This window comes from Paenibacillus sp. 2TAB26 (genome assembly GCF_052115145.1).
GTDB lineage: Bacteria > Bacillota > Bacilli > Paenibacillales > Paenibacillaceae > Pristimantibacillus.
In genome coordinates, this window is sequence record NZ_JBFRGC010000049.1 from 19,681 (window position 1) to 33,691 (window position 14,011).

Below are 14,011 nucleotides of genomic sequence, written 5' to 3' on the forward strand. Positions count from 1 at the left end.
GCTTGCAGGCCGCGGTATTTTCTGAATTATCGCCTCACAGGTACCCACATGGTAACCATGCTTCCAGCCAGATTCGCGTCCTGCATCCCACTCGTTTGCTGCTGAAATGTTTATTTTCCGTTTCTGCTTCAGAAGTATCTCACCTCTTTCTGTAACGAATACTCTTTATACATATCTAATTAGTGCCTGCTCCAACAAATCTATGCTTCGATCCCATTCCCACTTCTTTACCGTCTCGCTCCCGCCAGCTCTTAGGTGTTCGCGCAGAGACTTGTCTGCTATCAAACTTTGTACTGCATTCGCTGCTGCTCTAATGTCATTTGGAATGACCAAACTATTATAATGATTGACCAGATATTCATCCGTCCCCGTTACATCAGCAACGACTGGAACTCCTCCGCAAGCCATCATCTCAAGTGGAGGATAGAGGAAACTTTCAACCCTGCTCATTTTGAGCAAAATATCACAGCTAGAGTAAATATGCTTCATCGTTTCATAGGATACACTCTCAAAGAAGCGGTCACAGCGCCAAGATGCAGCGGGACGCCCCGACGAGCTGACACACCAAACCTCACAGTTCAAATCCCGCACTGCCGCAAAAGCATCGCTCATTCCTTTGTAAGGAACGTTAATAGGGCCCTCCAGCAATACTCTAACCTTGCTGCTTTTTGGTGCAAGCGGCTCTGCCTCATACATAAGTGAGGTATCGAGTCCGTTAGGGATATAGATCGCTTGCTTATTAAACGTACGCTGCAGCCAGCGCTGCAGCCAGCCTGCCATCGTCAGAAACGTAAAATCATTCGTTTTGTACGTTTGATAGGCCAGCTTCGATTGCTCCGACGATGGCGAATAAAATCTGGATTCATCCGATTGAATGAAATAAAAGCGTTTCTTTGCTTCTATTCTTCTTGCAGCGCCGAGTGTAGCCCAAAAGGTCGCAATCACAATATCACGATCCGCAGGAGCGCGGGATTCTGTGACGATGGGCACCTCAACAGGATGCCAGCTAACCTGCGTATTTCCATCCATGGAAACTAATACGACATCATAACCGCGCTGCTTCAAGCGGTTGGCATGCTGAAGAATAACCGCTACGCCACCGGAAATGGAGCATCCTGGGATGACGTATGCAATTTTCGGCTTACAGACGCCGCCTACTACAGCAATCCAGCGGCCGTCACGATAGCCGTCTTTCCATCCAGCTTTGTAGCCTTCTGACTGGCTGCTTATCGATCCTGCCCGCCAATCTTTCCTTCCATTTTTGACCAAGCGGCTTTTTCTACCAATTCTCCTTTTTGGCTTCAGCATCATCTTAGGTCGGACCTTAAGATTTTTGAATTTCATAATCTTTTTTCCTTCCCTTATATCTGTAATGGCGGTATACTTGGTGACTCTATGCATTCAACCCTATCTCATAATATGTTTGATCCTTTTTACCGCCACGGCGTCTGTTACCATGAAGTTTCTTCTCTCCTAATCGTTGCAAAAAAATAGACTGGGACACAGGTAATGTCGCAGTCTAGCTAGCCTACTATTGTGTTTTCTCATCCGCTAGACGCAATCCCGCTTCCTGCAGCGAAGTGAACGTACCCGCGTCATGCCACCACCCTTTCAAAATGCTGTGCTTGAGTGCCCCCCTCGCCGCATAAAAGTTGTTTACATCGGTAATTTCAAGCTCCCCTCTCCCCGAAGGACGCAATGTCTTAATTACATTAAAAACATCAGCGTTGTACATATAAATACCCGTTACACAATAATTAGAGCCGGGATTCGAAGGTTTCTCCTCAATGGATACAATACGCCCGCCTTCCATTCTCGGAACGCCAAATCTTTCTGGATCAGCTACTCTCTTAAGTAATACCTTTGCCTCTTCCGATGATGCTTCAAAAGAAACCATATATTCAGATAATGAATCCTCGAACAAATTGTCTCCTAGCAGAACGACAAATTTTTCATCCGCAGATACGAACCCAGCTGCCAAAGCTAATGCCTCAGCAACACCGCCAAACTGATCCTGCACTCTAAAAACGAGATTGACGCCCCATTCGTGGCCGCTCCCCAAAAAATCAACATACAAGCCTGCTGATTGTTTTCCTATAACGAGCAAAATATCTTTAATCCCTGCATCCGCCAGCTTTTTAATCGCATAATATATCATAGGATGCTTTCCGACTGGCAATAGATGCTTGTTCATAAATTTCGTTAGCGGATAAAGTCTCGTGCCTGACCCGCCAGCCAGTATAACGCCTTTCATCCAGAAGTCCACCTCCCCTCACTCTACTGAAACTCCCTTATAAGTATATGAATTTAAAAGATTTAAGAGTGGATGGATAACCACATGCGCTAAGATTTGGACGTTGTTGATCAAAAACCATAACGATAAAGGGGCTTGTACGGCTGCCTTTTTTAAGAAAGACAAGCTTCAAATCTATATTTTATTAATAAACTAGATTTAGAGAGACATTCAAAACTAGAGGTGATGCAATTGATTCGAAAAGCGATCATTCCTGCCGCAGGCTATGGAATTCGCAATTTACCCATAACCAAGGCTATACCCAAAGAATTGTTTCCCATTGGAAACCGACCCGCAATCGACTATGTAGTTAAAGAAGCAGTCGATGCAGGAATTACCGACATTTTAATTATACTATCTCGCAATAAGACAGAAATTATGAACTATTTTGACCGTTCGATGGAGCTGGAGGCTCATTTGCGTACGATTCACAAAGAAAGCATGCTGCCTATCATTGCTCCCGCCAAAGTCAATATTCAATATATTCGTCAATATGAAGCACTCGGTCTTGGTCATGCCGTTTCGCTTGGACAATCATTTGCTGCAAACGAGCCCTTTGCTGTTCTGCTGCCGGATCAAATAAACCTGTATCAAAACTCTTTGCTCTTACCCTTAATTCGAAACTACGAGAAGCACAGAACCAATGTCATTGGACTGCAATCGGTTGACCCCAAGCTGTTGTCCCAATACGGCGTGGCGTCTGCTGTTCAAGTTCAGCGCCGAATTTACGAGGTCGCTTCCATAGTAGAGAAGCCGGCATATGATCCTCCGTCCCAGCTCGCGGTCATGGGCAGATATATTCTTGAACCCGGCATTTTCGAATTATTAAAAACAACGAAACCCGGAATAGGCGGAGAGATTCAATTAACCGATGCTTTAAATCAGATGGGCATGACACGCAAAGCGATCGGATATGTATACAAGGAACGCTGGTACGATACGAGCATCGAGCATGACTACTTGAAAATTCAACAGCGTGCATACCAGCTCCATAAAAAGCGGAAGCAATAAAGCAAAAAATAAGGATAGGCTGCTGCCATCCTTATTTTTGTTTGCTGCTCTGATTGACTATGCTTCGGTATTGCTTCGTCTGCGCAATTTTTTTGGCACGAAGCAATCGAATCGTTTTTTTCGTAACCTTCCATGTATGCATTTTTTGATTGGCTCTTCTAATTGCTACAAAATGGCTGGGACTTGTGAAAGCCAGCTTATAGCCTTTTTTGATGCTGTCCTTCTGAAACCTCATATCCGTTCCCTTGCGAAGATGTTTGAAAGAAACGTCCGGATACAGCTTTTTTTTGAACAGCATCGTCGCTCCTGCTACTCTATTTTTACTAGGCATCGTTGCAAGCATCAGCCTTGAAGAATGCTTAAAGTACATATAAAACTTATTTTTCCCTATCAGATCCGCTTCCGTCTTTTCAAGTCGCAGCATTGCCTCAGTCAAATAATTCGGAGCGTAATAATCATCATCGTCGAATTTGGCTATAATCTCATATTGGGCTTTGCTAATGCCGTAATTTAAGCATTTCCCAAGCGACCATTTGGCCGGCAGCTTGTATATCGATACATTTCCAAAGCTGCTGGCCTGTTTTTTGTAAAGTTCAATGTTCATGCCATCGTTATTGAGCAGCACGATCATCTCCTTCACCCTCCATTGCTGACGCTTGAAGTTAGTGAATAGATTTTGCATAAATAGGGGCTTATTTGTTGCTGTAACTATGGTTACACCTGAGGTCATCCTCCCCTGACCGGAAAAATGCTCCTTATCCATGCCGGCTGCATCGTGCCTCCTTACTCGGTCATAAACAGCTAGTGATACTCTCATGATCCGCCGCCTCCGAGCGTGACGATTCTTGATTTTCCCGTAATCCCTTTGACTACATTTCGGGTGTCATATACAAACGGAGCATGCTCCAAAACAAGTTCCAGCGGCAAAGAAGTATGATCGGTAGCAATGATAACGCAATCTGTATTTGAAAGTGTTTCTGCGCTTAGCTCCAAGCTGACAAGCTTATGCTCGCCTACTTGCAGCGATGGCACGTATGGATCATGGTAAACTACATCCGCACCTTTTAGATGCAGACTTTGAATCAAACCAATAGCCGCTGATTCCCTGTAATCAGATATATCTGGCTTATAGGCTACTCCATATATCATAATTCTCGTTTCCGAGAGCGGTTTAGGCGCCAAATAATGTTCAAGCTGCTGTGTAATATATAGCGGCATTCCATCATTAATTGTATTTGAAATGTGAATAAAATCAGAAGTAATGCCATGCTGCTTCAGCTTCCATGCTAAATACGAGGGGTCCACCGGAATACAGTGACCGCCAATTCCAGGCCCGGGATAAAACGTGTTGTATCCAAATGGCTTCGTACTGGCTGCCTCGATAATTTCCCAAACATTCAGATGGATTGCATCGCATATTAAGGCCATTTCATTAATGAAAGAAATGTTAATTAGTCGATAAGCATTTTCCAATATTTTTGTCATCTCCGCTGTATCCGTGGAGGAAACGGGATGCACACGAATAAAAATTTGATTGTATAATTCCTTCACTCGCTCCAAGCAGCCTGGCGTTACGCCGCTAATTACCTTTGGAATACTTTCTACATCAAAATGTTTATTTCCAGGATCTACCCGTTCAGGCGAGTAGGCAATATGATAGTCTATCCCTGCGTTAAGCCCGGTTTGATTCAAAACAGGCAGGAGCACTTCTCTTGTAGTGCCCGGGTAAGTTGAGCTTTCTAATATGACTAGCTGCTGCCGCTTAAGTCTACTGCTGATTTGTTTGGCCGCTTGCGTCAAATAGCTCAAATCAGGCGTTCCATGCGCAGTTAAAGGCGTTGGCACACAAATAACGATTGCTTCAGCTGCATCCATTAGATGAAACTCATTTGAAACGGTAAAGCGGTCAGATAAATTCGCTTCTTGTATATCCTGATCCTTAATTTCGTTTATATAGCTTTTTCCTAATTGAATCGACTCTACTTTTCTTCTATCCAAATCAATTCCAACAACGTTAAACCCCTTACGAACAAAAAGCAGAGCAAGTGGCAGACCCACATAACCAAGCCCCACAATAGCTACCGTTCTCTGCTTTTCAATCGCGTTATGATTATGCAAATCGCTCATATTCTAATCTCTCGCCTTCTCTCTAGTAATTTTTAATCAGCTTAGATAGTATATGAAACAACTTATTAATAGTTTGGACAGTTTGGATACAAAATGCAGCCACCGTGATCACAGCCCAAATTTCCACTTCCCTTGCATTCGCCTTATACCTTCCTTTCAAATGCCGCATATGCTATCGATAATCTGCAGCAAGCAAATGCTTCGAGAGGGGTAACGATATGGCTGGAAAATACCGCAAGCGCAGCAGACATTTTGACGTCATTATGATGTCTGACTTTAGATTGCCGGGTGGAACAACCTCATCCAACGTAGAAGAAATGAAAGCTCAAAAAAGAGCAGGTTTAACAACAGGGCTGATTCACATGTCCGGCCAGCCAAGAAGCAAGACCAGTACAATTAACCCCAAAATCAAGCGTATGGTCGATGGGCGGAGCATACGAATGCTGAATACAACCGCCAGAGCTACCTGTGAAACTCTAATTATTAGACATCCGCGAATTCTTCATGTGAGAAGAAGATATAAACCGAACGTATCGGCAAAGAGAATACACGTCATCGTCAATCAAACCCCAAGAAAGGATTATGGCAGATACGGCCGGTTAGTTTATAACATTAGTCGCTGCGAACAGCGGGTCAAACAATTTTTCGGAAAATCCAGCACATGGCATCCAATCGGTCCTCAAGTGAGAAAAACGCTTTTTAAGCACCATGCAGGTGATTTGAAGAACATTAAATTGGCTTCTGCAGATTGGGTCAACATCATTAATACGAGGGAGTGGAGACGGAAAAACCGTCCTTCTCACAGAGGCGTGATCAAAATAGGCAGACACTCCAGAGATGCTTATGTGAAATGGCCTTCCAATCGAACGGATCTTCTAAAAATTTATCCCGCTTCATCAAAATATGAAATACACATTCTTGGCGGTGCCAGAACACCGCGTCGGATATTAGGAAAGCTGCCTCAAAATTGGCATGTGCTTGGATTTGGAAAACGCTCGCCAAAGTCTTTTTTGGCAGGACTCGACGTCTTTGTTTACTATACACATCCCAATTGTGTCGAAGCGTTTGGCCGCGTTATTTTTGAGGCGATGGCTGCTGGCGTGCCGGTTATTCTTCCCCCAAGCTACAAGGAGCTTTTTGGTGAAGCCGCCATTTATGCTGAACCTTCCAATGTAACGAATGAAATCGATCGGTTGATGTCAAGCTCCGAACTTTACGATAGGCAAGTGAGAAGAGCAATTCAATATGTTGAAGCAAACTTTGGTTACACGAAGCATCGTGCAAGATTAAATAAATAAGAATGCAAAAAATGCACCTAGGCTAACGGGTGCATTTTTTTCATTTCAATTGAGGCATATCTCAATACAAACGACGACGTTTTTTGCGGATAGGCTTCCTTAGCTTGCGCCGAGCTCTTCTCTTCTTCACCATCATGTTTCGATGCTTTATCCGATCTGGTTCGTCCGCGTAATACGGAATCGGTTGATCCATCACATCCGTACTGAACGCTTCTGAATGAAAGTACCCATTTGATAGCAAAAATGGATTTTCAACTTCAGAATTGTCATAGTAATGCATGCGAAACTTTGCTCTCGTTTGATCTGCAATCACTTCTCCGCTAGTGAAGTGACTATAGCTCCAGGTTGAGCTCGCCGCTGTATTTCGTTCTACTTCTATCCATTCATTTCTATATTCTTCGATTAGTTCTCCGTATAGCTGCCCCTTCTCATGCTCGATCCATGAGATCGCCAGCTCAAAATTATTGGATATTCGAATGGAGCGCAGTGGTTTATTACCAATGGAATACGTATGAGAGGCAGTTTTTGATATATCCCATCTCTCCATAAGGTTGCTGTGAGAGACCTGATAGCCCGCATCACGCAAGGAAAAGACACCATCAAAGAGTGTGTGCGATTGATCCAGCCATCCTTGATCGATAAAATTATGGGTCGTTGGATCATAATAACAATTATTTTCACTAAGCTTGAGCCAGCATTTCAGGAAGCTTTCCGTAACAGCATGACGTTTAAAGCTCATAAAGCTTGAATCATAGATCCCGTTTTTCCTAACATCAGTCAACCAGTCCAAATCCAGAAACTCTGGATCAATGACTTTTCCAATTAAAGTAATTGGATGCTGATTAAAACCGTCTGCAAGCTCTTCAAATGGCGAAATGACCCATGTATCCGCATCCAAGTAATGGATAGTTATCTCATTCGTATACCTTTTGTATATATAGTTCACCAATAAAGCCTTGCAAGCCCGCTGTGCTTCTTGAAGAGTGTACTGGAAAAAAAACTTTTTCATATTGGAATATGCATCCGTATCTTTCATGAGCACGACCTCATCAAAATAAGGACAGCCAACAGCGGCATTAGGCATAGTTTCCTCCATCACACCAATGATAACCTTGCCATTAGGCATATGTTTCTTAATGGATTTGGCCATCATTACCGCTTTGGCTGTATGCTCTGCATGTATAACCGTACCAAAAATCATAATGCCTCTCCCAATCTAGCTATAACTAGTCTATTATCATTCATGGCAGTACGACCATCTCCTCTCCTGTCATATCCTATGATTGCCTTGTTTCATAGGAAACCCTAGTATACGTCTAAATATAGGGTGAAGATTATCTGATAGTTTTACCCATTGCCATTCCAAAATAAAAACGGCTCAGAGATAGAAACCCTCCAGCCGTTTCTGTATTTTCATTACGATTACCTGCCCTTTAGTCGTAAATCATGCGTCTATCTTTGATGCTTTTGCTCTTCATCTTATTTTCTATAGGCTGCGCTGGAAAAATTCGTTCGACCATCGCATTAAATTCTGCAATATAGCCTTGTATAGGATGCCCAAGCTTCACATCATTCATATACGCATTCATCCGCCCAACAAAATCAGGATTAGCTGACACATATACATGTTCAATGCTCGGATTTAATTGCTTCACTTTACTCGCAATTTGTTCCTTTACTTGCGCCGTAAGCATATGGTTTCCTGTAGACAGGGTGCTCATGCGCCGGCTAATCTCCACGCCCTCTTTCCCCATATACCCACTATTTGTTCGACTTAGCATTTTGGATTCAACCTTAGGCTGAATCTCATCTAATGAAACAGCGACGTATGCGTTATGGTCGGTTATCATCACATATGAAGATTTGACTACACCTAAATCTGTGATCTCCTTAGCCATTTTTTCATTCATTTGCATTCTATAATTTTTATGCGAGCCGATGACGTTATTGCTGTTTAGCCTGCGTCCATTTACTCGATTTTTCTCATTCATTTGGTCATCAGCGAATCGTTTATTTTTTAATAAATTACCATTTGCATCATAACGGATACTATTCGAGCGGATGTCTTTATTTCCAAGCTCACCGTGATTTTCCATGCAGCCTGCCAGCATTGTGCTTAGCAGCACACCTGCAGACAAAGCAACGATTTGTTTGCGCATTTAGCCATCCTCCAACTTGTTTTGTTTAGGCACCGGACCCTTCCTTAGCGTTCGCCTTTTCTGGACTCGCTATTCATTGCATTGACAAAGCAAAAGGGATGAAGTAAATTAGTATCAGATACTAGTACTTGGTACTAATTTTGAGAGGAAGTGTGCATGGTATGGACAAAATAAAACCATCTGCCATTCAATCGAATGCCGTCATTACCGCGATAGGCACTTACGTTCCTGAACGGATTTTAACAAACACAGATATGGAGAAGCTTGTGGAGACTAGCGATGAATGGATCATGCAGCGAACCGGCATCAAGGAGCGTCATATCGCCTCAGACAGTCAGTTCACCAGCGATCTATGCTTTGAAGCTGTTCATAATATGATTGAACGCTATGGCGTAAGCGTGACTGATGTTGACTACATTATCGTGGCTACTTCTACCCCAGATGCCGTCTTCCCAAGCGTAGCTTCTCAGGTGCAGTCGCACTTCAACATCAGCCATGCAGGTGCAGCTGATATTCAAGCAGCCTGTGCTGGTTTTGCCGCTGCCATTCAATTAGCGAATGGCTTGTTGTTATCTGGAGCGCATCGCAAAATTTTAGTGCTTGGYGCAGAAACGTTATCCAAAATTACGGACTATACAGACCGTACGACCTGTATTTTGTTTGGCGACGGGGCTGGCGCAATTCTTATGGAAGCTTCGCATGACGGACATGGCGATATCGAAGCAGTATACACCAAAACAGATGGTGCCCGTGGTCATCTGCTTTATCGCAGCAGTTTAGCATCCGCAATTGGTGAGCATGATATACAAACGAACGGTTTAATCGTGCAAAATGGCCGGGAAGTATATCGCTGGGCGGTTAGTCATGTAGCTGAAGGTGTTCAGCAGCTATTGGAGAAGAGCGGATATACACCGGCAGAAATCAATTGGTTTATTCCTCATAGCGCTAATATGCGAATTATAGAATCGCTTTGCGAAAGAACAGGCTTCTCACTTGAACAAACCTTATCGAGTATAAAACAATATGGCAACACATCCGCTGCATCCATTCCGCTTGCCCTAGACGAGGCTGTGAAATCCGGCTTCGTTGAGCCTGGACATCTTTTACTCCTATACGGCTTTGGAGGCGGATTAACTCAAGCTGGCGTCGTTCTTCGCTGGTCCTTCTAGAACATGCTAAACAGCCCTATACTCCATCGATTACATTCCGCTTGAAACCGATGGTGTAGAGGGCTGTTTTTCTACAGCCATTTAGGGTTGACTCTCGTATGCTGCTTGGTGTCCATCTTCAAAACCCGTTGCAAACCCTGTGTTATAGCCATCATTAAAGGTTTGCCCAAGTCCTGCTCGTTCGGTTTCCTTATGGGCAAATCGTTTCCTCGGTACTTGTTTTCTACGTTGTAGTGTTTTTTTGCTTGTCGTATTTCTTCTTGCTGTCCGTTTGCGAGGGCTTCGTGCACTTTCACTTTTCCGTGTTTTGCTCTTATTGTTCAACAATCCCCTCTCCCCCTGACCAATGAACGCCATAGATAGGCAGCTCAGGCTGTAGCCATGGCTTCGTTGGATTCCCCTTCCGTTTTACCCGTCTATGCCAAGCAAGGCTTGTTACCGATTCAGCAATCGTTTCCTGTAGTTCGGTAAGCGATCTTACATTGTCCCGGAGGAGTTTAACTGTTCCTTGTGAAGCATCAGACACATCAGCGATACTTTCTAATATACGGGCAAGCGCGCCTTGGCTTCTAGCAAGCGAGGCTAAAAAAGCCGCTCTTGCCTCACGTTCAGATGCCAAGGTCTCCATCAGTTTTTGTCACCAAAGGTGAAGCCCTTGCCCAGTGAAGACAATGAATCACCATAGCTCTCTGACATTTCTTCCTCTTGCTGCAGCACAGCCTTCATGATAGACACGATCCCTTGATTAAGCTTCGCGATTCCCTCGATCATCTCAATCACCTGATCATGCATTTGAATAGACTGGCCTAGCTGCGTTTGGTGCGAATTAAAGGTGTGGGTATGCACATGATTACATATCCAGCCTCGCATCTTCTCTGCCTCAGCCGCTTTGGCTTCCAGCATAATTGCTATATTCCATTGCATATTAGCTGTTGAGCTAAGCATTCGCATATAGGCTTGATCACGATCCATTGCAAGCTAGACCTCCTTATTTGCTCTCTATTCTTCCCCGTCTGCTTCCTTAAGCTCACGCACAACATAGGTCAGCTGAGCAGCAATCGTTTCTTGAAAATCTGCGATACTATTCAAATATGCAACGATATTTTGACCCACTGCTTGCGTATTTTCCAGAATGCCAGATAAACCTCCTAAATTCGGATGCTCGTCTGGAAGCGCCTGCACGATCTCGGATAAGCGAACCGTTACATGCCGTTCTGCTTCTAGCATTCGTGCCATTTGTACATTGCCGTGAGACATATGCTGCATAATTTCCGTAATTGTAGCTTGCATCGTACTTTCCCTCCTTGCTCCTACATCATATGCGTGCTCCGCAGCAGTGGATACTTCCCTTTTGTTACAATGCTTGACGAAGCGTAATCGGTGCGATCAAGGGCAAGCCATCGGGAATCATACGAAGCTCTGCTTCGGAAAGCTTCTCTTTATGCCCAAGCTGCAAACCCCAGCCATCGGCAGCAAGGCGACTCATAATAATACGTTTCTTGCCATTCTCAAGATAGAAGCTGCTTCCGTTCTCACTTGCATAAATGCTGCCATTTTGGAGTTCGTTGCTATCACCGTAATATAGCGAGCCTTTACGTGAAATGACTACATCCACCTCGATAGGCTCACCGATCGGCCAACGACACAAGTCAAGCTGAGATACGCGTTTAACTGGCTGCTCCCATAAGCCATGAATGGGCCGTCTAACGCTGTCCTCTATCCAATAAATTGTTTCTCCAAAACCTTTTACGACCATTTGCTGCGGATAAAACACCGACTCCCCAAGCTTCGGTCTAATGCCCGCTTCCCATTCAGGAAGCTTGGCTTGACGTTCAAAGTCAGTTCCCTCTCGGTCCAAAAACTTCTCATCCAAGCCGCTCCATTTGTTCATAAAATAATGCTTGGATTCAAGCGCCTCGGACTCTTTCGCGTTGTACTCCGCCAGCTCCTTATCATGTCGTTCGGCATGAATGTAGGCGTCGCGCGCGTAAACCAATGAATATCCTTGCAATCTCACTCGCAAGCCATAATCTTCTGCTTCAAACGGCGACTCTTGGCAGCCTTCATCGAGAAAGCCCACTTTCTCCAGCAGCTCGCGCCGAAAGAGCAGGCATCTGCTTGCTAACCGCTCTGTTTGATGCCATTTCGATGAATCACTAGCATTATTTAATCTCGCAAGTTCATGCATATCTTCCATATCAACATAATGAAACTCCATCTTTTGTTTGCCAGTCAGACCGATAGAGACAGGGCCTACCATTCCGATGCCAGCATCGCTATTCAAGCATATTAATAGATTGTCGAGCCAATTTTCAGTCGGTCGCATCCCATTGTTTAGCAGCAAAATAGTCGTCCCTTTAGCCATCATTAAACCTTTATTTGCAGCGCCTGTGAAGCCTGCCGATTTTGCTAAAATACGATACCGCACTTGGCCGTCTAGTTGTCTTAAATAATGCTCGATACCATCTGAAGATCCATTATCTATAACGATGATTTCATAAGGCAAATCGGTATGATCCATAATGCCTTCGATACATGCTTTTACCGATTCAACCTCATTATGACTGGGAATAATTATGCTAGTTCCTTCGAAACAAGAATCATAGCTTTCAATGCCGGCTTTCAATCCTTCCTCATAGCCTTCATTCATACCCAGCTTATATCTCTCTACTCTTTTTTTCGCTGTATTGCGCAAACTAACATTGTTTTTGAGACGTCGGACCGGTCTTTTTTTGCGTCTCATCGATAACCTCTCCAATCCGTCATTTGATCTTTTTTACTTCAACATCATATAGTATGTTTTGAAGAGATATCTGCAACGGCAAGTGTACTGCTTATCAAGGAATGAGTATAAAATGCTGCGACAACAAAATGCTAGAGTTGTCTTATAATTTTGTATAAAAAGAGACTGCCTTTGGTGTTTTACACCTACTGGCAATCTCCTTTTCAATTCGTCTTATCCTTTACCGATGGCAATCCAGTTGAGATGGCCAACTGGCTCTTGACTGATGCGTGTACGAATGATGAGAATAACTGCATGATCCGCAGCTTTCGAATGAGCTACAGCGTAGCAAGCCGGGTTGTCAGTCGTTACGGTTAGCACGTAATAATTATCCACGAACGGCTCATCAAATGGAATGATAAGCTCTACTTGTTCTGCTTGCACAGCAAAGCTGTAAGGCGCAAGCCCAAATTGCTGCTTTACAATGCCTTGGCTTGCGTTAGTAATTACAGGTGCAAATTGCAGTGCTGAAAGACCAATGGATTGCTCTTGAATATGCCTTCCAGTAATTGAGCCATCTGCAATCTGCTCTACTTGATTTGCAGTTGAACCCTCTACATTGCTCAGCAGTAATCCAGGTGCCAACAAATCTGCGGTAATGCTTCCCGGAACAATTTGTTCCGTTCCTACGCTGCCAAGAGCGAGCTTCGCTGAAGTTACGCTTCCGTCCGTCAGCTGCTCCGATCCTACGCTGCCAATTCCTAGCTTCGTCGTTGTCACGCTTCCGTCCGTCAGCTGCTCCGTTCCTACGCTGCCTAATGCCAGCTTCGTCGTTGTCACGCTTCCGTCCGTCAGCTGCTCCGTTCCTACGCTGCCAAACGCCAGCTTCGTCGTTGTCACGCTTCCGTCCGTCAGCTGCTCCGATCCTACGCTGCCAATTCCCAGCTTCGTCGTTGTCACGCTTCCGTCCGTCAACTGTTCCGCACCTACGCTGCCTAATGCTAGCTTCGTCGTTGTCACGCTTCCGTCCGTCAGCTGTTCCGCACCTACGCTGCCATACGCTAGCTTCGTCGTTGTCACGCTTCCGTCCGTCAACTGTTCCGCACCTACGCTGCCAAAYGCTAGCTTCGTYGTYGTCACGCTTCCGTCCGTCAGCTGTTCCGCACCTACGCTGCCAATTCCCAGCTTCGTCGTTGTCACGCTTCCGTCCGTCAGCTGTTCCGCACCTACGC

15 protein-coding genes are annotated in these 14,011 nt (G+C 44.5%); 3 read left to right on the forward strand and 12 right to left on the reverse strand.

Translation table 11 applies throughout. From position 1 onward, the window contains the following. Nucleotides 1-165: 165 nt before the first annotated feature. Both AB4Z50_RS34485 and AB4Z50_RS34490 read right to left on the reverse strand, forming a co-directional pair. Entirely contained in the window at nucleotides 166-1,344 is a 1,179-nt protein-coding gene (locus tag AB4Z50_RS34485; protein ID WP_441886779.1) for a glycosyltransferase family 4 protein, read from the reverse strand. Nucleotides 1,345-1,531: 187 nt separating this feature from the next. Then, the gene (locus tag AB4Z50_RS34490) at nucleotides 1,532-2,254 is read right to left on the reverse strand and encodes a sugar phosphate nucleotidyltransferase (protein ID WP_441886782.1); all 723 of its coding nucleotides are present in this window, start codon (nucleotides 2,252-2,254) and stop codon (nucleotides 1,532-1,534) included. A gap of 231 nt (nucleotides 2,255-2,485) precedes the next feature. Here AB4Z50_RS34490 and AB4Z50_RS34495 point away from each other — a divergent pair, with 231 nt between their 5' ends. Next, nucleotides 2,486-3,304, forward strand: coding sequence for a UTP--glucose-1-phosphate uridylyltransferase (locus AB4Z50_RS34495; protein ID WP_441886785.1), 819 nt, complete (start codon nucleotides 2,486-2,488; stop codon nucleotides 3,302-3,304). 31 nt (nucleotides 3,305-3,335) lie between these two features. Here AB4Z50_RS34495 and AB4Z50_RS34500 read toward each other — a convergent pair whose 3' ends face one another. Both AB4Z50_RS34500 and AB4Z50_RS34505 read right to left on the reverse strand, forming a co-directional pair. Continuing rightward, nucleotides 3,336-4,121: a glycosyltransferase gene (locus tag AB4Z50_RS34500; RefSeq protein ID WP_441886788.1), complete on the reverse strand. Its 786-nt coding sequence runs from the start codon at nucleotides 4,119-4,121 to the stop codon at nucleotides 3,336-3,338. Further along, complete coding sequence (locus AB4Z50_RS34505) at nucleotides 4,118-5,431, reverse strand: nucleotide sugar dehydrogenase (RefSeq protein WP_441886791.1); 1,314 nt, start codon at nucleotides 5,429-5,431, stop codon at nucleotides 4,118-4,120. The genes AB4Z50_RS34500 and AB4Z50_RS34505 overlap by 4 nt, the downstream gene beginning before the upstream one ends. Nucleotides 5,432-5,649: 218 nt before the next feature. Here AB4Z50_RS34505 and AB4Z50_RS34510 point away from each other — a divergent pair, with 218 nt between their 5' ends. Continuing rightward, complete coding sequence (locus AB4Z50_RS34510) at nucleotides 5,650-6,729, forward strand: glycosyltransferase (protein WP_441886794.1); 1,080 nt, start codon at nucleotides 5,650-5,652, stop codon at nucleotides 6,727-6,729. A 61-nt stretch (nucleotides 6,730-6,790) separates the two neighbouring features. Here the strand turns inward: AB4Z50_RS34510 and AB4Z50_RS34515 are convergent, their stop codons facing one another. Then, complete coding sequence (locus AB4Z50_RS34515) at nucleotides 6,791-7,930, reverse strand: hypothetical protein (RefSeq protein ID WP_441886797.1); 1,140 nt, start codon at nucleotides 7,928-7,930, stop codon at nucleotides 6,791-6,793. 232 nt (nucleotides 7,931-8,162) lie between these two features. Further along, the gene (locus AB4Z50_RS34520) at nucleotides 8,163-8,888 is read right to left on the reverse strand and encodes a YhcN/YlaJ family sporulation lipoprotein (RefSeq protein WP_441886800.1); all 726 of its coding nucleotides are present in this window, start codon (nucleotides 8,886-8,888) and stop codon (nucleotides 8,163-8,165) included. A 161-nt stretch (nucleotides 8,889-9,049) separates the two neighbouring features. Between AB4Z50_RS34520 and AB4Z50_RS34525 the strand changes: the two genes are divergently transcribed. Then, nucleotides 9,050-10,057, forward strand: a complete 1,008-nt coding sequence (locus AB4Z50_RS34525) for a ketoacyl-ACP synthase III (protein ID WP_076270247.1) — start codon at nucleotides 9,050-9,052, stop codon at nucleotides 10,055-10,057. 81 nt (nucleotides 10,058-10,138) lie between these two features. Here AB4Z50_RS34525 and AB4Z50_RS34530 read toward each other — a convergent pair whose 3' ends face one another. The 6 genes from AB4Z50_RS34530 to AB4Z50_RS34555 form a co-directional block, all read right to left on the reverse strand. Continuing rightward, entirely contained in the window at nucleotides 10,139-10,384 is a 246-nt protein-coding gene (locus AB4Z50_RS34530) for a hypothetical protein (protein ID WP_441886803.1), read from the reverse strand. Beyond that, complete coding sequence (locus AB4Z50_RS34535) at nucleotides 10,371-10,685, reverse strand: hypothetical protein (RefSeq protein WP_441886806.1); 315 nt, start codon at nucleotides 10,683-10,685, stop codon at nucleotides 10,371-10,373. The genes AB4Z50_RS34530 and AB4Z50_RS34535 overlap by 14 nt, the downstream gene beginning before the upstream one ends. Then, on the reverse strand, nucleotides 10,685-11,029 hold the full coding sequence (locus AB4Z50_RS34540; protein WP_441886809.1) for a restriction endonuclease subunit S: 345 nt from the start codon (nucleotides 11,027-11,029) through the stop codon (nucleotides 10,685-10,687). The genes AB4Z50_RS34535 and AB4Z50_RS34540 overlap by 1 nt, the downstream gene beginning before the upstream one ends. 27 nt (nucleotides 11,030-11,056) lie before the next feature. Beyond that, complete coding sequence (locus tag AB4Z50_RS34545; RefSeq protein WP_076270251.1) at nucleotides 11,057-11,347, reverse strand: nucleoside-diphosphate sugar epimerase; 291 nt, start codon at nucleotides 11,345-11,347, stop codon at nucleotides 11,057-11,059. A gap of 64 nt (nucleotides 11,348-11,411) precedes the next feature. Continuing rightward, nucleotides 11,412-12,800, reverse strand: a complete 1,389-nt coding sequence (locus tag AB4Z50_RS34550; RefSeq protein ID WP_441886812.1) for a glycosyltransferase family 2 protein — start codon at nucleotides 12,798-12,800, stop codon at nucleotides 11,412-11,414. A 213-nt stretch (nucleotides 12,801-13,013) separates the two neighbouring features. Next, nucleotides 13,014-14,011, reverse strand: a 998-nt coding sequence (locus tag AB4Z50_RS34555; RefSeq protein ID WP_441886815.1) for a WIAG-tail domain, incomplete at its 5' end; no start/stop codon positions are given.